Here is a 22,581-nt window from a genome sequence, read left to right as displayed (position 1 = left end):
AGCCTTGTGCCTAGATCTATCTGATCCCGTGCTTTCGGTCACCGCCGCTCTCCATGAGGCCAAGCACCTCCGCATCACGTCTTGCCGAGCGAGTTCGTTTGCAGGCTCTCTCCCACCGCCAATCACGCGAAATCGCGCCACGCCGCTCTAAGCAGCACGGCGGGATGTTTTTCGTCGCCCGGCATGTCGGCGCCCGAGCGACCTCGCCGCTACCCCTATGGTGGATGAGGCTCAACCATCCCCCTTGCCGCGATCCGTCCGACGAACGCTTGTCGGTGATGAGAGCGGTGATTGACGGGATCGAACCATGATCAAAGCCGTGGCGTCGCGCCAGCGGGTCGCCGGCTCAGGCGCGAAATCCGGCGATCCGGCGATCCAATATGTCCTCCGCCTCGGCAATGATGCGTTCGACGAGTTGCTGGCATGTTGGGATGTCGTGGATGAGCCCCTGGACCATTCCGGCCCAGAACACGCCCCTGGAAAGGTCGCCGGTTTCGAGCAGTTCGCGACCTGCCTTGCCGTTGACCAGTTCGGCCACGTCGGCGAAGGTGGCGCCGGGAACCGAAAGGCGGCGCACGACCTCCTCGCTGACCGCGTTTTTGCCGACCCGCGCGGTGTTTTTCAGGCTGCGGAAGATCAGGAAGCTGCCGCGCTCGTCATTGTCGATATAGGCCTGTTTGACATTGTCGTGGATCGGCGCCTCGACCGTCGCGCAGAAGCGTGTGCCCATGTTGATGCCTTCGGCGCCGAGCGACAGCGCCGCGACGAGCCCCCGCCCGTCGCCGAAGCCGCCCGAGGCGAGCATCGGGATCTTCACCTTGTCGGCGGCGGCCGGGATCAGGATCAGGCCGGGAACATCGTCCTCGCCGGGGTGACCCGCGCATTCGAAGCCGTCGATCGAAATGATGTCGCAGCCCGCGCGCTCGGCCGACAGCGCGTGGCGCACCGCGGTGCATTTGTGGAGGATGGTGACCCCGTGCGGCTTCAGCATCTCCCATATCTCGCGCACCGCCTGCGTGCCCGCGGTCTCGACGATCTTGACCCCGCCGTCGATGATCGCCTGCGCATAGGCCTTGTAGTCGGGGGCGTTGATCGTCGGAAATACAGTCAGGTTCACGCCGAACGGCTTGTCGGTCATCGCGCGGCAGCGCTCGATCTCGGCGCGCAATGCCCCAGGGTCCGGCTGCGTCAGCGCGGTCAATATGCCAAGCCCGCCCGCGTTCGACACCGCACTCGCCAGTTCGGCATAGCCCACGCTCTGCATCCCCCCCTGGACGATCGGATGCGCAATCCCCAGCATCTCCGTAATCCGCGTCTTGAAAGCCATTCTGTCCCTCCTCGATCGCCCTGCCCTTACGGCATCGTCGTCCCGTTCCATGAAATAACTTGACGTTTACGTCAACGTCGGGATGATGGCGAAGACAGGGCAAGGGGAGAGGAAACGAGCCGATGTCGATTTTGTACGACGAAGGGCAACAGGCGATCGCAACCGAATCGCGGCGGGCGCTCGAAGCCAGGGTGAGCAAAGACGATCTGCTCCCACTGCTCGACGCCCGTGGGCAATATCACAAGGGTTTCTGGACGACCGCGAAGGAACAGGGCTGGACCGCGCTTGCGCTCCCCGAAGCCTTTGGCGGGCTCGCGCTTGGCCTCGTCGAGCTTGGCCTGATCGCGCATCAGGCGGGACGAACGTTGAGCGGCGCGCCGTTTCTGACCTCCAGCTTCGGCGCCGCCAAGGCGATCGAACATTACGGCACCGAGGCGCAGCAATCGAGGTGGCTCCCCGGCCTCGCCAGCGGCGATACGATCGGCGCCGTCGCCTTTGCCGCGGGCCCCGATCCCCTACCTGCGGTGCCAGGCCTGGTCCTGCAGGACGCCGGCGTCCGTGGAACCGCATTCGCCGTTTCAGGCGGCCTTTTCGCCGATATCGCGGTCGTGCTGGCCGATGAAGGCGGGTCGCCCGCGCTGGCGATTGTCGATCTTGCCGGCACCGAACGCCACGCGATCGAGACGTTCGACAATAGCCGCTGCATCGCCGATCTTGTTCTTGCCAACGCACCGGCCGACATTCTGGTCACCGGCGGCCGGGCACGCGCCGCCGCGCTGCACATATTGGCGTTGCAGGCGGTCGTGACCGCGCACGAACAGACGGGCGGTGCCGAGGCCTTGATGGAAATTGCGCGCGACTATGCGGTGACGCGCAAGGCGTTCGGCCAGCCGATCGGCGCGTTTCAGTCGATCAAGCATCGCATTGCCGAACTTTACGGGCTTGTCGAACTGGCGCGCGCCAATGCCATCCATGCGGCGGCGCGCGAAGGAGTGGACGATTTCCTTGTCGCCGCGGCGGCGGCGCGACTCTCGGCGACCGAAGCCTATGACACCGCTGCGCGCGACTGCATCCAGATCCACGGCGGCATCGGCGTCACCTGGGAAGCGGGGCTCCACCTCCACATGCGCCGCGCGCGGACACTGGCGCTCGAACAGGGAAGCAGCCTCTTTTGGGAAGATGTGCTCGTCGACCAGTTGGCGGGCGAAAACGCATGACCGATCTCGAAACATATCGCGCCAGGGCGGCGGCCTGGTGCGAATCGATGGTGGCCGAGTTCGGAAAGGCCGCGCGCAAGGGGCTGGGCGTCGAAGAAGATCTGGCGCTCGGTCGCCGCTATCAAAGGGCCAAGTTCGACGCGGGCTTTGCAGGTATCAACTGGCCGACCAAATATGGCGGCCAGGGCCTCGGTCATATCGAAAAGATCAGCTTCGAGGCCGAGGAGATGAAACACGGCTTCCCCAACGTCTATTTCGGCATTTCGCTGGGGATGCCGGTACCTGTGCTCATGCAGTTCGGCAGCGACCGCGAGTTCGTGAAAGAGCGCGTGCTCAAGGCGCTCACCGGCGAGGAAATCTGGTGCCAGCTCTTCTCCGAACCTTCGGGCGGTACGGACCTCGCCGGGCTGCGCACGCGGGCCGAGCCTGACGGCAATGGCTGGAAGATCAACGGGCAGAAGGTCTGGACGAGCTGGGCGCAATATAGTGACTATGGCGTCATCGTCGTGCGCACCGACCCGACGGTGCCCAAGCACAAGGGGCTCACATACTTCTGGGTCGATATGAAGGCGCCGGGCGTCACCGTGCGCCCGATCAAGCTCGCGGGCGGCGACAGCCATGTCAACGAGGTGTTCTTCGACGATGTGAAGGTCGGCGACGATCATCGCATGTCGCCGGTCGGCGGCGGCTTTGCGGTCGCGATGGCGACGCTGATGATCGAACGCTATGTCGCGACCGACAGCGCGGGCTTCGGTCCGCACCTCGACCTGTTCGTCGATCTGGCGAAAGAGATGAAGCTGAACGGCCGCCCCGCGATCGAGGATGGCCGCATCCGCCAGCAGATCGCCCGCAACTATGCGATGCGCGCCGGGCTCGACTCCATCAACATGCGCGCGCGACTGATGATGCAGGCGGGCATGACGCCCGGCCCCGAAGGCTCGCTGGGCAAGCTCGTGTCGGTTCGTTCGCGCCAGAAATTGTCCGAACTCGCGCTCGACCTGCAAGGCTCCGAAGCCTTCGCGTTCGACGACCACGCCTCGCCCAGGGACGACTGGGCGTCGAGCTGGATCAACGCGCCGACGGGCCGTATCGCGGGCGGATCGGATGAGACTTTGCTCAACACGATTGCCGAAAAGATCCTCGGACTGCCGCAGGATCACCGCCCCGACAAGGGCATTCCGTTCAACCAGATCCCCGCCTGAAGGAGCCCTCCCCATGAAAATCGATTCCGCGACCGCCGCCGTCGTCACCGGTGGCGCCTCCGGCCTCGGCCGCGCGACCGCCGAAGCGCTTGCGGCCGCCGGCGTGAAGGTTGCGATCTTCGATATCAACGACGCACTCGGCGAGGAGGTGGCGGCGTCGATCGGCGGGCTGTTCGTCCATGTCGATATCACCGACGAACAATCGGTGCTCGACGGCTATGCCAAGGCGCGTGCGGCAAACGGGCAGGAACGTATCTGCGTTCACTGTGCGATGACCTCGCGCCGCGGCAAGACACTCGCCTATGACAAGGAAAGCGGCCGATACCGCCGCACGCCAACCGCCGATTATGCCTTCGGCGTCGAAGGCATCCTCACCGCCAGCTATCGCGTCGCGTCAATTGCGGCCGAAGGCATGGCCACCCTTCCCGAACTGGAAGACGGCGAACGCGGCGCGATCATCCTCACCGCTTCGGTCGCGGCGCAGGATGGCCAGATCGGCCAGGTCATCTATGGCTCGGCGAAGGCGGGTGTGAACGGGCTGGTGCTGCCGATGGCACGCGACCTGATGGACCTCGGCATTCGCGTCAATGCGATCATGCCGGGGGTGTTCGGCACGCCCTTGCTCAACAATATGAACCCGAAGGTCAGGGAAAGCCTCGAAGCCTCCGTCCCCTTCCCCAAGCGGCTCGGCAAGGCCGAAGAATATGCCAGTCTCGCCATGGAGATGATCCGCAATACCTATTTCAACGGTCAGGCCGTCCGCCTCGACGGCGCGATCCGCATGGCTCCGCGTTAACGCTCCCCGAAAGGAAATATACATATGGCCGAAGCCTATATCATCGACGCCGTCCGCACCCCGCGCGGGATTGGCAAGCCCGGCAAGGGCGCGTTGTCGCATCTCCACCCGCAGCATCTCGCCGCAACGGTGCTGAAGGCGATCAGGGATCGCAATAATCTCGACACCGCGACGGTCGACGACATCATCTGGTCGACGTCGAGCCAGAATGGCAAGCAGGGCGGCGACCTCGGCCGCATGGCGGCGCTGTCGGCGGGTTATGACATCAAGGCATCGGGAACGACGCTCGACCGCTTCTGCGGCGGCGGCATCACCTCGGTCAATCTCGCCGCGGCGACGGTGATGAGCGGCATGGAGGATTGCGTCGTCGCGGGCGGCACCGAGATGATGAGCTACACCAGCGCCTTTGCCGCCGAACAGGCGAACGCCGGCCTGCCGCCGCGCCTGATGGGGTCGGGCCATGAGGCGCTCGACGAGCTTCACCCGCAGTCGCATCAGGGCGTGTGCGGCGACGCCATCGCAACGATCGAAGGGATCGGCCGCGAGGCGCTCGATGCGCTCGCACTCGTCAGCCAGCGGCGCGCCGACCGTGCGATCAAGGAAGGTCGCTTCGCCAAATCGCTGGTGCCCGTGCTCAACCCCGACGGCAGCATCGCACTCGACCATGAGGAGTTTCCGCGCCCCGAAACCAGCGCCGAAGGTCTCGCCGCGCTCAAGCCGAGTTTTGCCGCGCTCGCCGATTTCGACATGGGCGGCTTCACCTTCCGCCAGCAGATCAATCGTCGCTATCCCGATCTCGAAATCCAGCATTTTCACCATGCCGGCAATTCATCGGGGGTCGTCGATGGCGCTGCGGCGCTGCTCGTCACCTCGAAGGCCTATGCCGACAAACACGGCCTGAAACCCCGCGCGCGCATCGTCGCCTACGCCAATATCGGCGACGATCCGACCTTGATGCTCAACGCCCCGGTCCCCGCGGCGAAGAAGGTGCTCGATAAGGCGGGGCTGACCAGGGACGACATCGACGTCTGGGAAATCAACGAGGCTTTCGCCGTCGTTGCGGAGAAGTTCATCCGCGACCTCGACCTGCCCCGCGACAAGGTCAACATCAACGGCGGCGCGATGGCGCTCGGCCACCCGATCGGCGCCACCGGATCGATCCTGATCGGCACCGCGCTCGACGAGCTGGAACGCTCGGGCGGTCGTTACGGCCTCGTCACCATGTGCGCCGCCGGCGGCATGGCGCCCGCGATCATCATCGAGCGGCTGTGATCAAAAGGGCCCCCGGATCGCGAGCGTTTTGGTCGGACTATAGAGGTTGACGAACATGGTCTTGCCGTCGGGCGAAAAACACACGCCCGCCGGTTCGGTCTGCACCCGGATCCGGGCAAAGGGATAGACTTCGCCAAAGGGAGTGACGCCGCGCAGATGATTGTCGACCGTATCGAGATACTGGTCCTCGCACACGATCAGATGCCCGTTGGGGGCGACGGTCAGATTGTCGCCGAAGCTGTAATGGGCCGGGTCGGTCGATTCGAGGAAGAGCTGAATCCGGCCGGGAACCGTGCGTTCGCGATCGGTCCCTTCGTGACGCGAGGGGCGGTAGCGCATGATCTGCCCCTCTTTCGCGGCGCCGCCCGATGTGCAGGTGAAATAAAGCTCGTCGGCGCCCCAATGGATGCCCTCGCCGCGCGCAAAAACCGCCGCGCCCTGTTTGGCGCCGCGATGCCGAAGGTCGTCGGCGGGGCTTTCGGGGTCGTCGAGGTCGATCCACCGCACGAAAAGCCAGCTTCCCGGCGCGATACGGCGCTCGCCCCAGTTGCGACTGTCGCGGATGGACTCGTCGTGAAAGGCAAGCGCCTGCAACCGCCCGCCGCGGCCCAGCGACCCCGGCACGTCGGGGATGAAGCGGTAGAAGAGGCTGTCGTCGCGGTCTTCGGTCATATAGACGATGCCCGTGCGCGGATCGACCGCCGCCGCCTCGCGCACGAAGCGCCCCATGGCTTTGAGCGGTTCGGCCTTCACCAGCTTTCCCGCAGCGGCGGGGACGTCGAAGATCCAGCCGTGCGGTCGTCCGACGCCCTGATCGGGGCCGTCGACGCTTTCCTCGCACGTCAGCCAGCTGTTCCACGGGGTGATGCCACCCGCGCAATTGCGGATCGTGCCGACGAGGCTCAGATACTGCGTCTCCACCGCCAGGCTGTCCGGATCGAGCACCAGCGTCGTCGTCCCGCCGGGCAGCGCCGCGCCCGCGCGGCTGTCGAAAGCCTCGGCGGGCAGCGTCACTGCCTTGCCAAACGGCCCGTCCCTGCCGTGCCGCGGCTGAAGCTCGTGGTTGCGCACCAGCGCGATCTTGCCGCCGTCCAGCTGGAAACAGCCCATGCCGTCGGCGCGGTCGGGCACGCGGTGTCCGTCGCTCATCGCCTCGCCCAGCGCGGAGACGATGCGATAGGAAAAGCCCGGCGGCAGATCGATGAGCCCGGCTGGGTCGGGCTGCAACGGGCCGTAACCCGGCGCCGTCGGCATCAGTCCCTTTTCGGTTGCGCGCGACTGGATCGCCAGTCCACCGAAAGCGAGGGCGGCGAGAGCGAAGTTGCGGCGGTCGAGCATGGCAGCGTCCCTTTGGTTTTGGTTTGGCGTGCCCTAGGGCGCGAATATGACAGAGGCGGGGCACCCGCATGGATTGTAACAAGAGGAGATGGATATGACGGGTCCGCTGCACGGCATCAAGATCATCGAGTTCGCCGGGATCGGCCCCGGCCCCTTCTGCGCGATGATGCTCGCCGACCATGGCGCCGAGGTGATCCGTATCGACCGGCCCGACGGCTTCCTCGACCCGCGCGATCCCCTGTCGCGCAATCGCACGTCGATCGCACTCGACATGAAAAAGCCCGACGCGGTGCAGATCGCGCGTGACCTGTGCCGCGGCGCCGATGCGATCATCGAAGGTTATCGCCCCGGCGTGATGGAGCGCCTTGGCCTTGGCCCCGACGTCCTGCTCGCCGACAATCCAAGGCTCGTTTACGGCCGCATGACCGGCTGGGGGCAGTATGGCCCCTATTCGCAGGCGGCGGGCCACGACATCAATTATATCGCGCTGTCGGGCGTCCTCCACGGCATCGGGCGCGCCGGTGAAAAGCCCGTGCCGCCGGTCAATTATGTCGGCGATTTCGGCGGCGGCGGCATGATGCTGGCGTTCGGCATGACGAGCGCGCTGCTCCACGCCGCGCGGACCGGCGAGGGCCAGGTGATCGATTGCGCGATGACCGACGGGTCGGCGCTGCTCGCGGGCATGACGTGGGGCTTCAAGGCGATGGGGCGGCTCAAGGACGAAGCCGGGGTCAATATGCTCGACGGCGGCGCGCATTTCTATGACACTTACCGCTGCGCCGACGGCAAGTTCATCTCGATAGGGTCGATCGAGCCTCAATTCTATGCCCTGCTGCGCCAAAAGACCGGCCTCGACGCCGACCCCGATTTCGACGCCCAGCACGATCCGTCGAAATGGGGGCCGCTCAAGGACAAGCTGACGGCGCTGTTCGCGACCAAAACGCGCGATGAATGGTGCGCGATCATGGAAATGACCGACATCTGCTTTGCACCCGTCCTCTCGCTCGAAGAGGCGCCGCAGCACCCGCACAATGTGGCGCGCGAGACGTTCATCGACATAGGCGGCGCAATCCAGCCCGCCCCGGCGCCGCGTTATTCGGTCACCTCCAACGACACGCCGCGCGCCGCGCCGACCGTCGGCGCGGATGGCGATGCAGTGCTGGCGGCGCTGGGCTATGACGCCGGCAGGATCGCGGCGCTGCGCGAAGGCGGCGCGGTGCATTAGAGCGAAGCGAAGCAATCCAGGGCGGGCTATGCTACTCTGGATTGCTTCGCTGCGTTCGCAATATCGATGTTTGAGCGGTTCGATCAGCGTTCGGTCAGCATTTCCCACAGCCCCTTGCCGCCGAACCCCGCCGCCTGGCGCCCCAGCCGTGCCGCCCAATGGGCGTCATTGCCGTGCTCCCCGCGCCAGCGCATCAGCGGGATCGTTACCCGGTTGAGTTCATATTCGCGGGTGAAGCCGATCGCGCCATGCACCTGATGCGCGATCGATGTTACAACCCCGACCGCCCGGTTGGCGCGCAATTTCGCCGCGGCAATCTCGAAATCAGCCGCCACAGGATCGAGCCCGACCGCGTCGAGCCGCGCCGCCAGCGCCGCCGCCGCCGCTTCAACCGCACGCACCTCGCACGCCATCGCCGCCAGCGATTGTTGCACCGCCTGGAACTTGCCCAGCGCCCGTCCGAACTGCTCGCGCGTGTTCACATGCTCGATCGAAAGCGCCAGCGCCCGCCCCATCGCGCCCGCCATCAGGCTGACGGTTGCGGCGGCTTGCAAGCCATCCGGAGCGATCGTTGCCGCAACCGGCAGGTCGGGTATCATCACCCCGGCGATCTGCAACACCGCGTCGACGTCACCCCAGTCGCCGCCGAAACCGCCTTCGCCCTCCGGAACCAGCAGCAGCCCGAAGCCTGCGGCTTCGACCGGCGCCATCCCCACCGCCGCGGCTTCGGCAAACACCGCGCGCGCGGTGTCGCACAGCATGTCGCGCGCCGCGCTCATCTGAGGCCCAGCCCGCGCGCGATGATCCCGCGGATCACCTCGCGCGTGCCGCCGCGCAGCGAGAAACTGGGCGATGCGATCAGCAAGGCGCGCAGCAACCGGCCAAGGTCGCTCGGATCGTCCCACGGGCACTCGACGATCGCCTGCACCCGGCGCGGCATATCCTGTTCGAAGGCATTGCCCAGTTCCTTGACCACCGACGCTTCGACCATCGGATCCTCGCCCGCCGCGAGCTTGGCCGCGGTCGACATCGAAAGCTGGCGCAGCGTCCACATTTCGGCGACGAGTTCGCCGATCAGCGCGATCACCGCCGGGTCGGGGTCCACCCCCGCCGCATCGATCAGCGCGGCGAGCAGCGCGTGGCTCGACAGATAACGCTCCGGCCCCGATCGTTCGAGACCGAGTTCGGCGGTGACCTGCCTCCACCCCTGCCCCCGCTCGCCAACCAACGCGCCGTGCGGCACGAGCACATCGTCAAAGAAGACTTCGTTGAAATCATGGTGGTCCGCCATGTCGATGATCGGGCGGATGGTAATGCCGGGAGTGTCGAGGTCGATCAGCAGCTGGCTCAGTCCCGCGTTACGCTCGCTCCCCGCTTCGGTGCGCACCAGCGCCAGCATGATGTGCGAGAAATGCGCGCCGGTGGTCCAGATTTTCTGGCCGTTGATCCGCCAGCCCTCGGCAGTCTCGCGCGCCGTGGTTCGCACCGCGGCGAGATCCGACCCGGCGCCGGGTTCGGATAGTCCGATGCAGGCATATAGTTCGCCCCTGGCAATCCCGGGCAGATAGCGCTGACATTGTTCCTCGCTGCCGTAGCGGAGGATCAGCGGCCCGGTCTGGCGGTCGGCGATCCAGTGTGCGCCGACCGGAGCACCCGCCGCAAGCAGTTCTTCGATCACCACATAGCGTTCGAGCGGATGGCGGCCGCCGCCACCAAAGCGTGGTGGCAGAGTCATCCCGACATAACCCGCCGCGCCCAGCTTGCGGCTGAAATCCGTGTCGAAACTCGCCCAGCAATTGGCGCGCGCAACGACGTCGCCCCTGGGCTGGTTCGCCGCAAGCCATGCCCGCAATTCGGCGCGCAGTGCCGCGACATCGCCGGGTGGGTCGAAGGGATAGAGCGCAAAGCCTTGCATGTCGCGCCAGCCATGCAATAGCTTCCCCGGAGCAGCAAAGGATAATTGGCGATGGGCGAGTTTTTGAGTGTCGAGCGGCGGGGCAAGATCGCGATCCTGACGATGATCAAGCCCGAAAGCATGAATGCGATCGGCACGCATGACGATTGCCAGGACATCATCGACACGCTCCGCACCCTCGGCGACGATCGCGGCATCAGCGCGATGATCCTGACCGGCAGCGGCAAGGCGTTCAGCGCCGGCGGAAACCTCAAAGGAATGCAGGAGCGCACCGGAATCGGCGTGCTCGATCAGCCCGATTCGACGCGAGCCAATTATCGCAAAGGCGTACAGGCGGTGATCCGCGCGCTGATGGATTGCGAAGTGCCGATGATCGCCGCGATCAACGGCCATGCGATCGGCCTTGGCTGCGACCTCGCCTGCACCTGCGACATTCGCATTGCAGCGGAAAGCGCGAAGTTCGCGTGCAGCTTCATCAAGGTCGGTATCGTTCCCGGCGACGGCGGAGCGTGGTTGCTGCAAAAGGTGCTCGGCTATCCGCGCGCGGCCGAGCTGTTCCTGACCGGCGACCGCTTTGACGCGGCTCAGGCAAAGGAATATGGTCTGGTTACCGATGTGGTGCCCGATGCGGAGCTGCTCGATCGCGCGATCGCCATTGCCGAGCGGATCGTCTGCAACCCGCCGCGCGCGCTGCGGCTGACGAAGCGATTGCTGCGCGAGGCGCAGCACAGCCGGATGAGCGATATTTTGGAACTGAGCGCGGCCTATCAGGCGATCGTCCACGAAACTGCGGATAACCGCGAGGCGATCAACGCGTTCGTCGAAAAGCGGTCCCCCGTGTTTACAGGAGAATGACCATGCTCGCCGAGCGCGTCCTGCCTCTGTCCGGCGTCCACAATTTCCGCGACTATGGCGGCTATGCCGTCGAGGGCGGCGGGCGGCTTCGCGACGGGATGCTGTGGCGGTCGGCGCATCATGAGGCCGCGACCGACGAGGATCTGGCGGTGCTCGACCGGCTGGGAATCGAAACGGTGATCGACCTGCGCGGCGACGACGAACGCGAAATGCACCCGTGTCGGCGCAGCGACAATTTCTCCGCGCGCGTACTGTTTGCGGGAGGGGTGACCGCAGGCCTTGCCCCGCATCTTCAGGCGGCGGGCGGGACGATCGACGTCGAGACGGCGCGCGCGCGGATGATCGACACCTATGCGGGGATGCCGTATCGCCCCGCGCTCGTCGCGACACTGCGCCTCTACCTCGCCGCGCTCGCCGAATATGATGCACCGAGCCTCGTCCACTGCGTCGCGGGCAAGGATCGCACAGGCTTTGCCGTCGCGATCGTTCACCGGTTGCTCGGCGTGCATGAGGACGATCTGATGCACGATTATCTGCTCACCAACACCGCGGGCAGGATCGAGGAACGGATCGCGCAGGGCGCCGCGCATATCCGGTCGCGCTATGGCGCCGAAATCCGCGACGATGCAATCCGCGCGCTGATGTCGGTCAACCCCGCCTATCTCGACGCCGCGCTCGCCACCGTCCGCCGCGATCATGGCGATGTGCCGAGCTATGCCGAGGCGGTGCTGAACTTCACGCCCACGATGCGCGAGGCGTTGGTGGATCGGTTGGTGGTGTAAGAAAATCCGTCGCCCCCGCGCAGGCGGGGGCCGCTGTCGGTTTACACAACGCGGTTGACCAGGGCCTCAGGCGGGCCCCGCCATCGCGGGGCGAAGGTTCACTCCCCCTTCACCAGCACCCCGCCCTTCACCACCGCGTCGACGCTTTCCAGCTCGCGCACATTGGCCAGCGGATCGCCGTCGACCGCGACGATGTCGGCATAGCGCCCCACGGCAATCGCCCCTACATCCTTTTCGCGCCCCAGCGCCTCGGCGGCGTTTTTCGTCGCGGCCTGGATCGCCTGTATCGGCGTCATTCCATATTCGACCATGACGCGGAACTGCTTGCCGACCTCACCGTGCGGCATCACTCCGGCGTCGGACGCGAACACCATCCGCACCCCGGCGCGGTGCGCTTTCCTGAAATTGTCGCGCTGGATCTGCGCGATCTCGCGATCCTTGCGCAGATTATCCTCAAGCACGCCGTTTTTCGAGCCCTCGGCCTGCGTATATTCGGTGTTGTAGATATCCATCGCGAACCAGACGGGCTGCTTGCGGGCGACCGCCATGCGAATGCCCTCGTCGTCGACGAGGCTCGCATGTTCGATCGTGTCGATCCCCGCCGCGATCGCGGCGCGGATGCCCGCCGCGCCATGCGCGTGCGCGGCGACGCGCAGCCCCCACTGGTGTGCCTCGTCGGCGATGGCGCGCAGCTCATTCTCGGGCACCTGCAACTGCCCCGGCTCGGTGTTGCGCGAAAAAACGCCGCCGGTCGCGCACACCTTGATGACCTCGGCGCCATATTTGCGCTGGCGGCGCACCTGATAGCGCAGTTCGTCGGGGCTGTCGCCGATGCCCTCTTCCTTGCCGTCCTTTTTTTCCAGGCTGGGAGGGAGGAAAGTGCTGTCGCAATGCCCGCCGGTCGCGCCGAGCGCATAGCCCGCGGGAACGATGCGCGGGCCGGTCGCGTAACCCGAATCGATCGCCTGTTTGAGGCCGATGTCGTTGCGGTCGCCCGATCCGACGTTGCGCACCGTCGTGAAACCGGCGTTCAGCATGTCGTTCGCGTTCTTGACGGCGGTCATGCCCCAGAAGCTGTCGGTGAACTCCAGCCCGCGATAGCCGCCGATGTCGGCAGGACCGTCGAGGTGGACGTGCATGTCGATAAGGCCGGGGAGCAAAGTCTTGCCGCCGAGGTCGATATGCTTGACGTCGCTACCCCAGCGGACGGTGCGCGCGTCGGCGATATTGGTGATGCGGCCATCGGCGCCGACGAAGATTGCGGGGTGCTCGACCGTCTTGCCGCTCAGCACGTCGATGTAGCGCGCGGCGGTGATGACCGTCTGCGACGGCGCCTCCTGTGCCGCGGTGCCCGTGCCCACTGCGCCCAGAAGCGCGATGCCGCCGATTCGCATAACCCGCAGAAAGCTGCGCAACTTCACTCTGGATTGCATATCGCGACCGTCCCTTGTTGGTGCCCTTTGCCTAGATGGCAAAGGAGCACCGATTAGGACAGCGGAAAATCGCGGGAGCGATCGAGGCTCAGATGTGCAGCGGCCGTCCGAACGCCGCCAGTACGCCCTCGTGCATCGTTTCGCTGAGCGTCGGGTGCGGAAAGACGGTGCCGATGAAATCATCCTCGACCAGCTCGGCGGTCTTGCCGATCGTATAGCCCTGAATCAGTTCGGTGACCTCGGCGCCGATCATGTGCGCGCCCAAGAGTTCGCCGGTCCTGGCGTCGAACACGGTCTTGGTGAAGCCTTCGGATTCGCCCAGCGCAATCGCCTTGCCATTGCCGATGAAGGGGAAGGTGCCGACCTTGACCTCATACCCCAGCTCCTTCGCCTTCGCTTCGGTCAGGCCGACGCTGGCGATCTGCGGGCGGCAATAGGTGCAGCCGGGGATGTTGCGCACGTCCATCGCGTGCGGGTGATTGCCCGCGATCGCCTCGACCGCGATGATCGATTCGTGCATCGCCTTGTGCGCGAGCCACGGCGGCGCGGTGACGTCGCCGATCGCCCAGACGCCGGGGACGTTGGTGCGGCACATCGCGTCGGTGTCGATATGGCCCCTGGTCGTCTTCACGCCGAGCGCCTCCAGCCCGATATTCTCGGTGTTCGGGACGATGCCGATCGCGACAATCGCGTGACTGAACTCGGCGCTCTGGGTCTTGCCGTCCTTGTCCTTGATCTTTGCGATGACGCCGTTCGCGGTCGTCTTCAGCTCCTCGACCCCGGCGCCGGTGTGGATCGTCATGCCCTGTTTTTTGAGCTGTTTTTCGAGGAAGGCGGAGATGTCGGCATCCTCGACGGGAACGAGGCGATCGAGCATCTCCACCACCGTAACCTCGGCCCCCATATCACTGTAAAAGCTCGCAAACTCGATCCCGATAGCACCCGATCCGATGACGAGCAATTTCTTCGGCATTTCGGACGGCACGAGCGCGTGGCGATAGGTCCAGATGCGCTTGCCGTCGGCAGGCGCGAAGGGCAGGTCGCGGGCGCGGGCGCCGGTCGCGACGATGATGTTTTTCGCGGAAAGGGTTTCGGTCCCTTTCTCCCCCTTCACTTCCAGCTTGCCCGGCGCGGTCAGCTTGCCCTCGCCCATATGGACGGTGATCTTGTGCTTCTTCATCAGGCCGGTCACGCCCTTGTTCAGCTGCGACGCGACCCCGCGCGACCGCTTCACCACCGCGTCGATGTCGGCGCTGATCTCGGCGGCTTTCAGCCCATAGGCGCCCGCATGTTGCATGTAGTGATAGATTTCCGCCGACCGCAGCAGCGCCTTGGTCGGGATGCAGCCCCAGTTGAGGCAGATGCCGCCGAGCAGTTCGCGTTCGACAATCGCGGTCTTCATCCCCAGCTGCGCCGCGCGGATCGCGGCGACATAGCCGCCGGGGCCCGAGCCGAGGACGATGAGGTCATAGTTGGTGTCAGCCATTATGGGCTCCTTCAAAAGCCCCTCTCCCCTTGCGGGAGAGGGGTTGGGGTGTGGGGTCGGCGCGCGTCTGCGCGCCAAGAGAATCGATGGCATCGAGGATGCTCGCGACTAGGCCTTCGCTGTTGGCGAGGATGTCGTTGTTCCAGAAGCGCAGGATGCGAAAGCCCTGTGCGGTCAGATAGGTGTCGCGCTCGGCATCATGAGGATTGTCGCCATGCTGGCCTCCATCGGCCTCGACGATCAACCGATGCTCGTAGCAGAGGAAATCAGCAATATAGCGGTCGTCGATGACCTCCTGACGCCGCCATCTCAGACCTTCGAGACGACCAGCACGGAGGATCGACCATAGGTGCCGTTCGGCATCAGTGGGATTCGATCGCATTTGGCGGACGCGGTCCAGCAACAGGGCTTTGCGAGCGAGAACTTCGGAGAGAGTCTTGTGCGCCGCTGCCGCGGCGCGGACCCCACTCCCCAACCCCTCTCCCGCAAGGGGAGAGGGGCTTTGGCCCCTCGCGGGCATCTTACGCCACCAGCCCCAGCGGGCTTTCCACCAGTTCCTTGAACGTCTTCATCAAGAGCGCCCCGTCCGCCCCGTCGATCGCGCGGTGGTCGAAGCTGCCGGTCGCCGACATGACCGTCGCGATCGCCAGCGCATCGTCGACGACATAGGGCCGCTTTTCGCCCGCGCCGATCGCCATGATCATCGCCTGCGGCGGGTTGATCACCGCGGTGAACTGCTTGATCCCCATCATGCCCATGTTCGAGATGCTGGCGGTGCCGCCCTGATATTCGTGCGGTTGCAGCTTGCCTTCCTTGGCGCGGCCCGCGAGCTCGGCCATTTCGGTCGAGATTTTCGACAGCGACTTGGCCCCCGCATCGGTGATGATCGGGGTGATGAGGCCGCCGGGGATGCTGACCGCGACCGAAATGTCGGCGCGCTTGTAAAAGCGCATCACGTCGCCGCCAAAGCTGACGTTGCACTGCGGGACGCGCTCGAGCGCGACCGCGAGCGCCTTGATCAGCATGTCGTTGACGCTCAGCTTGACCCCGCGGCTCTCCAGGCTCGCGTTAAGCTCGCCGCGGAGCTTGAGCAGCGCGTCGAGGCGGATGTCGACGGTGAGGTAGATGTGCGGCGCGTCCTGCATCGACTGGCTCAGGCGGCGCGCGATCGTCTTGCGCATCCCCGACAGCTTTTCATCCTCATGCGGGATGCCGAAATCGGGGATCGGGCCGGCCGGTTCCGGTGCGGCAGCGGGCGCCGTGCCGACAGCGGCCCCCGCCTGCGCGGGGGCGACGGCAGTGGATGCAGCGGCGCCTGTGGGCGCGCCTTCAAGGTCGGCCTTGACGATGCGGCCGCCGGGGCCGGTGCCGGTCAGCTTTTTGAGGTCGATGCCTTGCTCGGCAGCGAGGCGCCTGGCGAGCGGGCTGGCTTTGATGCGGTCGCCCACATTCGTCGTCCCAGCGGAAGCTAGGACCGCTGGCGGAGGTGCACTGACGGTAGCGGCCCCAGCTTCCGCTGGGGCGACGTCTTTTGCCGGAACCGGCGCAGGCGCAGCAGCAGGCGTCGCCTTCGCTTCGCCCGCATCCTCCCCCTCGCCCGCGATCACCGCGATCACCGTGCCGACCTTCACGCCGTCGGTCCCCTCGGCGACGAGTATCTGGCTGATCACACCCTCATCGACCGCTTCGAACTCCATTGTCGCCTTGTCGGTTTCGATCTCGGCGAGCAGGTCGCCCGACTTGACCTCATCGCCCTCCTTCACAAGCCATTTGGCGAGCGTGCCCTCCTCCATCGTCGGCGAGAGAGCGGGCATCTTGAGTTCGATTGGCATGTCTAGGCGTGTCCCTGTCAGTCTTGCAGGCCGTGCCTGCCGCTACGGATTCTTCCTCGCCATAAGCCGTGCGCCGGTCAAGGTCCAGCGGGCCAAACTTGCCTTTCATACGAATGTGACGCAGTCTCGCGCCAAGCATAATATCGGGGGTCGGGACGATGCGGACATATCTGGTGGTGATCGACGACAGCCCGGAGGCGTCGCTTGCGCTGCGCTTTGCGGCGCGGCGCGCAGCGCGGACGGGGGGTGGCGTCATGGTGCTCGCGATCGTCCCGCCGCAGGATTTCGTGGCGTTCGGCGGGGTGCAGGCGACGATCGAGGCTGAGGCGCGCGAACATGCCGAGGAACTGGTGGCCGCCGCCGCCGATGCGGTCGTCAAGGAAGCGGGCGTGACGCCGCAGATCATGGTGAAATCGGGCAAACCCGTCGAGGTCGTGCGCGAAGTGATCGGCGCGAGTGACGAAATTGCCGCGCTGGTGCTCGCGACCGCCGCCACCGGCGCGCCCGGCCCGCTGGTATCGCATTTCACCGGACAGGATGCGGGAACGCTCCCCTGTCCGGTGATGCTGGTGCCGGGCGGGATCGACCTCGCCCGGCTCGATGCGTTGAGCTGACCCGGCGGTCAGGCCGCGGCGACCGCTCCTGATCCCGCGACGCTTTTCCATTCGAGGATTGCGAAACCGAGCACGCCCAGCGCCTGAACAGCCACGGCGGCGATGCCGAGCCCGGTCATCTGCGCTGCAAAGGCCGCGATGACGGCAAAGCTCGCCGCGACCCAACCGAGATTGCCGAGCGCGATCAGCTTGACGAGCGCGGTAGCCGGCACCGCCTGTCGCGCGGCGACGATCATCAGCAGCGCCGCGGCCAGGCATATCCAGCCGCCGATTGCGACGACCTGCGCGGGAAGGCCCAGCAGCGCGCCGACGGGCTCCGCGGCGAGAAGGCCCGCGGCAAACACCCCGACGCAGGTAGCGGCATCGGCGACGAGAATGGTCTTGAGATTGCGGATCGACATGGTGATTCTCCTTTCGACCCGCCCCAACTGGACCCGAAAGCGAAAGGCGTCGATTACGTCCAAGGTAATGGAAAAGCCGAAGGCGGGGGTATAGCTGCGCTTACGAAGGAGACAGACAATGACCCCCGCACCCGTCGGCGAACAGCTTCGCGAATGGCGCGTCCGTCGCCGGATGAGCCAGATGGATCTCGCGCTCGAAAGCGAGATTTCGACCCGGCACCTGAGCTTTATCGAGACGGGGCGCTCGCGGCCGAGCGCGCTGATGCTGCAACGCATCGCCGATTGCCTGGAGGTGCCTAACCGCGCGCGCAACGCGATGCTTCTGGCGGCGGGCTATGCCCCCGATTATCGCGAACGCGACCTGAACAGCCCCGAAATGGCGGGGATGAAGGCGATCGTCGACCATGTGCTGAAGGGTCACGAGCCCTATCCCGCGCTCGCGGTCGACCGGCACTGGAACATGATCGCCGCCAATGATGCCGTCGCGCTGCTCACGCGGCTCGCGGCGCCCGAATTGCTCGCGCCGCCGGTCAATGTGCTCCGCGTCGCGCTGCACCCCGACGGGCTCGCGCGGCATATCGTCAACCTTGGCGAATGGCGCGCGCACCTGCTCGAGCGGCTCGATCACCAGATCGACGCGAGCGCCGATGCGGGGCTGATCGCGCTGCGCAGCGAACTTGCGGGTTATGGTGGGAGCACGGGCGAGCATGAGGGTAACGCAGCAAACGGCATCGCGGTGCCGCTGATCCTCGACACCCCGCTGGGACAGATCCGCTTCGTCTCGACCGTGACGATCTTTGGCACGCCGGTCGACATCACCCTCTCCGAACTCGCGATCGAGGCTTTTTTCCCGGCGGATGCGGAGAGTGCGGCGCTGTTGCAGAAAATGGCTGGGAATGCATAAAGCCCCTCCCCTTCAGGGGAGGGGTTGGGGTGGGGGCCATCGGCCTTGCGCAAGGCCGATGGCCCCCACCCGCTGCGACTAAGCCGGCAAGCCGGCAAGTCTCGCTGCCCTCCCCTGAAGGGGAGGGCTGAAATGGTTCAACGCTTCCGCCCCTTATGCTTGATGTTCGCAGGCCGCCCGCGTTTGCCGACCATAGGCTTGCCCGCTTTCTTCACCCCGTCGCGCCGCGGCGGGCGGTTCCGGTATCCGCCTTCGGGCGCATCGGGCAATTCAAAGCGGAGCGCGCCGCTGACCGGATTGGCGTCCACCAGCCTGAGGTCGAGCCGCTGACCGACCGAAAAACTGACGCGGCCATGTTCGCTGTCGAGCGTCCGCGCCGCCTCGTCATAAAAGAAACGCTCGCTGCCCAGGGTCGAGACGGGCACCAACCCGTCGCCGCCCAGCCCGTCGACCGTAGCAAAGAATCCGAACGGCTGCACCCCGGTGATCCGCGCGGCGACGATCTCGCCGACCTTGCCCGCGAGATAGGCGGCGACATAGCGGTCGACCGTTTCGCGCTCGGCCTCCATTGCGCGGCGTTCGAGCGCGCTGATCGCCTCGCCGATGCGCGAAAGGCCCTTGGCATCGGCCTCGCCCAGCCCGGTCTTCGCGGGCAGGCCTTTCGGCTTGCCCGGCACTTCGAGCCGGTATGAATCGACCAGCGCACGGTGAACGATCAAATCGGCATAGCGGCGGATCGGTGAAGTGAAATGCGCATAGGAGCCGAGCGCCAGCCCGAAATGCCCCGCATTGGCGGGGCCGTAATAGGCCTGCGTCTGGCTGCGCAAAATCGCCTCCATGATTTCGGGCAAGCGGTCGTCGCCTGAAAAACCATCGATCAGCCGGTTGAACACCGCGGGCGTAATGACCTGCCCCAGCGCAAAGCCCTGCTCGAACGTCTCCAGATAATCCTTGAGGCTGACGAGCTTCTCGCGGCTCGGCGGTTCGTGGATGCGGTACATGACGGGCGATTTTTTCGCTTCGAGCGCCTTGGCCGCCGCGACATTCGCCGCGATCATATAATCCTCGATCAGCCGGTGCGCGTCGAGCCGTTCGCGCACGCGGATTTCAGCGATGCCGCCCTGTTCGTCGAGGATCACCTGCCGTTCGGGCAGGTCGAGGTCGAGCGGCGCCCGCGCCGCGCGCGCCTTGGCGAGCAGCGTCCAGCAGGCCCAAAGATGGCGGAGCGCCGACAGCACATCGTCGTCCCATCCCGCGTCGGGCGCGCCGGCGTCATAGGCCGTCTGCGCGCGCTCATAGGCAATGTTCGCGCGCAGTCGCACCAGCGCGCGCGTGAAGCGCCATGACGTCACCTTGCCATGCTTGTCGATCACCAGATGACATGCCATCGCGGCGCGATCCTGCCCCGCTTTGAGCGAGCAGACGCCCGCCGACAGCGTTTCGGGCAGCATCGGCACGACCCGGTCGGGGAAATAGACGCTGTTGCCGCGCCGCCGCGCCTCGCGGTCAAGCGCGCCGTCGGGACGGACATAATAGCTGACGTCGGCGATCGCGACGATGGCGCGGAAACCGCCCTTGTTGCCGGGATCGTCGTCGGGGACCGCCCACACAGCGTCGTCATGGTCGCGCGCGTCGGCGGGGTCGATCGCAAGGATCGGCAGGTCGCGCAGATCCTCGCGCCCGTCGGTGGTGAGCGGCAATTTTGCCGCGCGCTCGGCCTCGTCGATCACCTCGTCGCCGAAGATGTGCGGGATCTCATGCTTCGCGATCGCGATCATGCTGAGCGAGCGCGGCGCAAAGGGATCACCGATGCGGTCGATCACGCGCGCCCTCGTCGCCGGACCGCGCCCCGACAGCTCGGCGCGCACCAGGTCGCCGATCGCCGCGTCGCCCATGTCCGCCACCGCGAAGTCGAACCGCGCGCGCTTGTCGGCAGGGCGCAGCCAGGTCACCGGCTTGCCGCCGGGGCCGGTATCGGTCACGAGCACGCCGATGATCGTCTCGCCGCCCGCCTGCAATTTTTTCATCGGGTGCGCGACATGGCCGCTGCCGCGTTCCTCGGTGCGCGCGAGGATGCGGTCGCCGAGTCCAAGCGCGCCCTTGCGCCCTTTTTCCATGATCCGAAGGCGCGGCGGCGCCCCGGCCCCCTCCCAGCGGTCGGGGACCGCCCAGACGACATCGCCCTCGACCGCCGCAACCCGCAGAACCATTACCTTGGGCAGCCCGCCATGCTTGTGGAAGGCGCGTCCGGGCGCCAGGTCGACCAGCCCCTCATCGGTCATGTCCTTGAGCAGCGCCTTGAGCGCAATCTTGTCGGCGCCGCGCAGGCCGAAATGTCTCGCGATCTCGCGCTTGCCGACCGCGTCCCTGCTTTCTTCGATGAAACGCAGGATCTGTTCCGGGCTGGGAAGACCAGCAGGCTGTTGCCGTTTCGCCAATTAATAGGTCCGCCCGATCAACACGCGCTCGACCGCGGGTTCGCCGGTGAAGATGCACGCGCTGTCCGCGGGCGCGGCGTCGAGCGGGGTGTTGCGCATCGTCAGCTTGAGCGCCTTCAGCTGCTCGACAATCCGGTCGAGCGCGCCGCCGGTCGGGCGTGCCCATTGCACCTCGGCCCAGCCGACGAACCTGTCCTCACCCGAGAAATGCGCGGCGAGGTCGGTGACGTCGCGGCGGATATTGGCGTCGAGCCGCTCGCGCGCTTCGGCATAGAGGCTCGCCTGGATGTCCTCCAGCGTGGCCGCCGCGTCGGCGATGAAATCGCCTTTCGCGACGAATGCCGAATTGAGCTTGCCGCTTTCCTGATAAAGCCGGTCGCGCCGGATCACCGCGACATTGCCGCCCGCGACGTCGCGCGGACCGACCTCGACGATGATCGGCGCGCCCTTCTTGACCCAGCCCCAGCGTTTCGTCTGCGCCTTGTTCGCGCCGGTGTCGAGCAGCACGCGCACGGGCTCGCCGAAGGCGTCGAGCGCCTTGAGCCGACTTTCGAGGTCGCGGCAATAATCGAGGATCGCGGCGTCTTCGCCATTGTCGCGCAGCATCGGGACGATGACGATCTGGTGCGGCGCGATGCGTGGGGGGCAGCGCAGCCCGTCGTCGTCGCCGTGCGTCATGATCACGCCGCCGATCATGCGCGTCGATGTGCCCCAGCTCGTCGTATGGCACAGGCTGTGCCCGCCGTCCCTGTCCTGATAGCGAATGCCCGCGGCTTCGGCGAAACCGGTACCCAGATAATGCGACGTGCCGGCCTGAAGCGCCTTGCCGTCCTGCATCATCGCCTCGATCGAATAGGTCGCGACCGCGCCCGGAAACCGCTCATTTTCGGGCTTTTCACCCGCGATCACCGGCATGGCCAGCACATCCTCGGCAAAGCTGCGGTACATTTCGAGCGCACGCAGCGTCTCGGCCATCGCATCGTCCCTGTCGGCGTGCGCGGTATGGCCCTCCTGCCACAGAAACTCGCTCGTGCGCAGGAACATGCGCGTGCGCATTTCCCAGCGCACGACATTCGCCCACTGGTTGACCTTGAGCGGCAGGTCGCGCCAGCTTTGCACCCAGCGGCTCATCGCGGCGCCGATCACCGTTTCCGACGTCGGGCGGACGATCAGCGGTTCTTCGAGCTTCGCTTCGGGATCGGGAACGAGTTTCCCCTTGCTGTCCGCGATCAGCCGGTGGTGCGTGACGACCGCCATTTCCTTTGCAAAACCATCGACATGGTCGGCTTCTTTCTCAAAGAAGCTCAAGGGAATGAACAGCGGGAAATAGGCGTTCTGGACCCCGGCATCCTTGATCGCCGCGTCCATCACCGTCTGGATGCGTTCCCAGATGCCATAGCCCCACGGCTTGATGACCATGCAGCCGCGCACCCCCGACTCCTCGGCCAGATCGGCCTCGGCAATCACGTCCTGATACCAGGCCGCGAAGTCGGCCTGACGGGTTACGCTGAGCGCATGTTTGATCATCGGTCCTGTTTCTATGC

Annotated in this window: 20 protein-coding genes; 9 read left to right on the top strand and 11 right to left on the bottom strand. The window is 65.8% G+C overall.

Features of this window, described 5'->3' with window-relative positions; genetic code table 11:
- Positions 1 to 346 precede the first annotated feature (346 nt).
- Positions 347 to 1,327 carry an NAD(P)H-dependent flavin oxidoreductase gene (locus tag SALA_RS06295; protein WP_011541548.1) on the bottom strand — a complete coding sequence of 327 codons (981 nt, stop codon included), beginning with the start codon at positions 1,325 to 1,327 and terminating at the stop codon, positions 347 to 349.
- 122 nt (positions 1,328 to 1,449) lie between these two features.
- Between SALA_RS06295 and SALA_RS06290 the strand changes: the two genes are divergently transcribed.
- The 4 genes from SALA_RS06290 to SALA_RS06275 are packed head-to-tail and all read left to right on the top strand — an operon-like array spanning position 1,450 to position 5,814.
- Entirely contained in the window at positions 1,450 to 2,544 is a 1,095-nt protein-coding gene (locus tag SALA_RS06290) for an acyl-CoA dehydrogenase family protein (RefSeq protein ID WP_011541547.1), read from the top strand.
- Positions 2,541 to 3,746, top strand: a complete 1,206-nt coding sequence (locus SALA_RS06285) for an acyl-CoA dehydrogenase family protein (RefSeq protein ID WP_041383137.1) — start codon at positions 2,541 to 2,543, stop codon at positions 3,744 to 3,746. The genes SALA_RS06290 and SALA_RS06285 overlap by 4 nt, the downstream gene beginning before the upstream one ends.
- A gap of 13 nt (positions 3,747 to 3,759) precedes the next feature.
- Positions 3,760 to 4,542: an SDR family NAD(P)-dependent oxidoreductase gene (locus tag SALA_RS06280; protein ID WP_011541545.1), complete on the top strand. Its 783-nt coding sequence runs from the start codon at positions 3,760 to 3,762 to the stop codon at positions 4,540 to 4,542.
- Between the two features lie 24 nt (positions 4,543 to 4,566).
- A complete protein-coding gene (locus SALA_RS06275; RefSeq protein WP_011541544.1) occupies positions 4,567 to 5,814 on the top strand; it encodes an acetyl-CoA C-acetyltransferase in 1,248 nt (415 codons plus the stop codon).
- On the opposite strand, the gene SALA_RS06270 is transcribed toward SALA_RS06275, so the two are convergent.
- On the bottom strand, positions 5,815 to 7,152 hold the full coding sequence (locus tag SALA_RS06270; RefSeq protein WP_011541543.1) for an alkaline phosphatase PhoX: 1,338 nt from the start codon (positions 7,150 to 7,152) through the stop codon (positions 5,815 to 5,817).
- Positions 7,153 to 7,246: 94 nt separating this feature from the next.
- Between SALA_RS06270 and SALA_RS06265 the strand changes: the two genes are divergently transcribed.
- Positions 7,247 to 8,377, top strand: coding sequence for a CaiB/BaiF CoA transferase family protein (locus tag SALA_RS06265; protein WP_011541542.1), 1,131 nt, complete (start codon positions 7,247 to 7,249; stop codon positions 8,375 to 8,377).
- An 83-nt stretch (positions 8,378 to 8,460) separates the two neighbouring features.
- Here SALA_RS06265 and SALA_RS16425 read toward each other — a convergent pair whose 3' ends face one another.
- Positions 8,461 to 9,156, bottom strand: a complete 696-nt coding sequence (locus SALA_RS16425; protein ID WP_049754597.1) for an acyl-CoA dehydrogenase family protein — start codon at positions 9,154 to 9,156, stop codon at positions 8,461 to 8,463.
- Positions 9,153 to 10,292: an acyl-CoA dehydrogenase family protein gene (locus SALA_RS06255; protein WP_041383782.1), complete on the bottom strand. Its 1,140-nt coding sequence runs from the start codon at positions 10,290 to 10,292 to the stop codon at positions 9,153 to 9,155. Before SALA_RS06255 ends, SALA_RS16425 begins: the two co-directional genes overlap by 4 nt.
- A 51-nt stretch (positions 10,293 to 10,343) precedes the next feature.
- Here SALA_RS06255 and SALA_RS06250 point away from each other — a divergent pair, with 51 nt between their 5' ends.
- Positions 10,344 to 11,147 carry a crotonase/enoyl-CoA hydratase family protein gene (locus tag SALA_RS06250; protein ID WP_041383136.1) on the top strand — a complete coding sequence of 268 codons (804 nt, stop codon included), beginning with the start codon at positions 10,344 to 10,346 and terminating at the stop codon, positions 11,145 to 11,147.
- Positions 11,148 to 11,149: 2 nt separating this feature from the next.
- A complete protein-coding gene (locus SALA_RS06245) occupies positions 11,150 to 11,929 on the top strand; it encodes a tyrosine-protein phosphatase (protein WP_041383780.1) in 780 nt (259 codons plus the stop codon).
- Positions 11,930 to 12,027: 98 nt separating this feature from the next.
- Here SALA_RS06245 and SALA_RS06240 read toward each other — a convergent pair whose 3' ends face one another.
- The 4 genes from SALA_RS06240 to SALA_RS06225 all read right to left on the bottom strand — a co-directional run bounded on the left by SALA_RS06240 (position 12,028) and on the right by SALA_RS06225 (position 16,680).
- A complete protein-coding gene (locus SALA_RS06240; RefSeq protein WP_011541538.1) occupies positions 12,028 to 13,362 on the bottom strand; it encodes a metal-dependent hydrolase family protein in 1,335 nt (444 codons plus the stop codon).
- Positions 13,363 to 13,450: 88 nt separating this feature from the next.
- Entirely contained in the window at positions 13,451 to 14,848 is a 1,398-nt protein-coding gene (gene lpdA / locus SALA_RS06235; protein WP_011541537.1) for a dihydrolipoyl dehydrogenase, read from the bottom strand.
- Complete coding sequence (locus SALA_RS06230; protein WP_237700929.1) at positions 14,841 to 15,251, bottom strand: endonuclease domain-containing protein; 411 nt, start codon at positions 15,249 to 15,251, stop codon at positions 14,841 to 14,843. Before SALA_RS06230 ends, lpdA begins: the two co-directional genes overlap by 8 nt.
- Positions 15,252 to 15,369: 118 nt before the next feature.
- Positions 15,370 to 16,680 carry a pyruvate dehydrogenase complex dihydrolipoamide acetyltransferase gene (locus SALA_RS06225; protein ID WP_011541535.1) on the bottom strand — a complete coding sequence of 437 codons (1,311 nt, stop codon included), beginning with the start codon at positions 16,678 to 16,680 and terminating at the stop codon, positions 15,370 to 15,372.
- Positions 16,681 to 16,838: 158 nt separating this feature from the next.
- Here SALA_RS06225 and SALA_RS06220 point away from each other — a divergent pair, with 158 nt between their 5' ends.
- Positions 16,839 to 17,294 (top strand): universal stress protein, encoded by a 456-nt coding sequence (locus SALA_RS06220; RefSeq protein ID WP_011541534.1) that lies wholly within the window; start codon positions 16,839 to 16,841, stop codon positions 17,292 to 17,294.
- Positions 17,295 to 17,302: 8 nt separating this feature from the next.
- On the opposite strand, the gene SALA_RS16420 is transcribed toward SALA_RS06220, so the two are convergent.
- Entirely contained in the window at positions 17,303 to 17,695 is a 393-nt protein-coding gene (locus SALA_RS16420; protein WP_049754596.1) for a hypothetical protein, read from the bottom strand.
- A 118-nt stretch (positions 17,696 to 17,813) separates the two neighbouring features.
- Here SALA_RS16420 and SALA_RS06210 point away from each other — a divergent pair, with 118 nt between their 5' ends.
- The gene (locus tag SALA_RS06210; RefSeq protein WP_011541532.1) at positions 17,814 to 18,599 is read left to right on the top strand and encodes a helix-turn-helix domain-containing protein; all 786 of its coding nucleotides are present in this window, start codon (positions 17,814 to 17,816) and stop codon (positions 18,597 to 18,599) included.
- Positions 18,600 to 18,736: 137 nt separating this feature from the next.
- On the opposite strand, the gene SALA_RS06205 is transcribed toward SALA_RS06210, so the two are convergent.
- Positions 18,737 to 21,037 (bottom strand): ribonuclease R family protein, encoded by a 2,301-nt coding sequence (locus SALA_RS06205; RefSeq protein WP_011541531.1) that lies wholly within the window; start codon positions 21,035 to 21,037, stop codon positions 18,737 to 18,739.
- Positions 21,038 to 22,564 carry an aminoacyl--tRNA ligase-related protein gene (locus tag SALA_RS06200; protein ID WP_041383135.1) on the bottom strand — a complete coding sequence of 509 codons (1,527 nt, stop codon included), beginning with the start codon at positions 22,562 to 22,564 and terminating at the stop codon, positions 21,038 to 21,040.
- Between the last annotated feature and the right edge of the window lie 17 nt (positions 22,565 to 22,581).

This window comes from Sphingopyxis alaskensis RB2256, from assembly GCF_000013985.1.
Lineage (GTDB): Bacteria > Pseudomonadota > Alphaproteobacteria > Sphingomonadales > Sphingomonadaceae > Sphingopyxis > Sphingopyxis alaskensis.
Note: the sequence above shows the minus strand (reverse complement) of the source record. Positions and strands in the feature narration are given on the sequence as shown.

Excerpts from the sequence above, each read along its gene's own strand:
- SALA_RS06295 (WP_011541548.1), bottom strand. The coding sequence starts at position 1,327 with ATGGCTTTCAAGACGCGGATTACGGAGATGCTGGGGATTGCGCATCCG.
- SALA_RS06290 (WP_011541547.1), top strand. The coding sequence starts at position 1,450 with ATGTCGATTTTGTACGACGAAGGGCAACAGGCGATCGCAACCGAATCG.
- SALA_RS06285 (WP_041383137.1), top strand. The coding sequence starts at position 2,541 with ATGACCGATCTCGAAACATATCGCGCCAGGGCGGCGGCCTGGTGCGAA.
- SALA_RS06280 (WP_011541545.1), top strand. The coding sequence starts at position 3,760 with ATGAAAATCGATTCCGCGACCGCCGCCGTCGTCACCGGTGGCGCCTCC.
- SALA_RS06275 (WP_011541544.1), top strand. The coding sequence starts at position 4,567 with ATGGCCGAAGCCTATATCATCGACGCCGTCCGCACCCCGCGCGGGATT.
- SALA_RS06270 (WP_011541543.1), bottom strand. The coding sequence starts at position 7,152 with ATGCTCGACCGCCGCAACTTCGCTCTCGCCGCCCTCGCTTTCGGTGGA.
- SALA_RS06265 (WP_011541542.1), top strand. The coding sequence starts at position 7,247 with ATGACGGGTCCGCTGCACGGCATCAAGATCATCGAGTTCGCCGGGATC.
- SALA_RS16425 (WP_049754597.1), bottom strand. The coding sequence starts at position 9,156 with ATGAGCGCGGCGCGCGACATGCTGTGCGACACCGCGCGCGCGGTGTTT.
- SALA_RS06255 (WP_041383782.1), bottom strand. The coding sequence starts at position 10,292 with ATGCAAGGCTTTGCGCTCTATCCCTTCGACCCACCCGGCGATGTCGCG.
- SALA_RS06250 (WP_041383136.1), top strand. The coding sequence starts at position 10,344 with ATGGGCGAGTTTTTGAGTGTCGAGCGGCGGGGCAAGATCGCGATCCTG.
- SALA_RS06245 (WP_041383780.1), top strand. The coding sequence starts at position 11,150 with ATGCTCGCCGAGCGCGTCCTGCCTCTGTCCGGCGTCCACAATTTCCGC.
- SALA_RS06240 (WP_011541538.1), bottom strand. The coding sequence starts at position 13,362 with ATGCAATCCAGAGTGAAGTTGCGCAGCTTTCTGCGGGTTATGCGAATC.
- lpdA (WP_011541537.1), bottom strand. The coding sequence starts at position 14,848 with ATGGCTGACACCAACTATGACCTCATCGTCCTCGGCTCGGGCCCCGGC.
- SALA_RS06225 (WP_011541535.1), bottom strand. The coding sequence starts at position 16,680 with ATGCCAATCGAACTCAAGATGCCCGCTCTCTCGCCGACGATGGAGGAG.
- SALA_RS06220 (WP_011541534.1), top strand. The coding sequence starts at position 16,839 with ATGCGGACATATCTGGTGGTGATCGACGACAGCCCGGAGGCGTCGCTT.
- SALA_RS16420 (WP_049754596.1), bottom strand. The coding sequence starts at position 17,695 with ATGTCGATCCGCAATCTCAAGACCATTCTCGTCGCCGATGCCGCTACC.
- SALA_RS06210 (WP_011541532.1), top strand. The coding sequence starts at position 17,814 with ATGACCCCCGCACCCGTCGGCGAACAGCTTCGCGAATGGCGCGTCCGT.
- SALA_RS06200 (WP_041383135.1), bottom strand. The coding sequence starts at position 22,564 with ATGATCAAACATGCGCTCAGCGTAACCCGTCAGGCCGACTTCGCGGCC.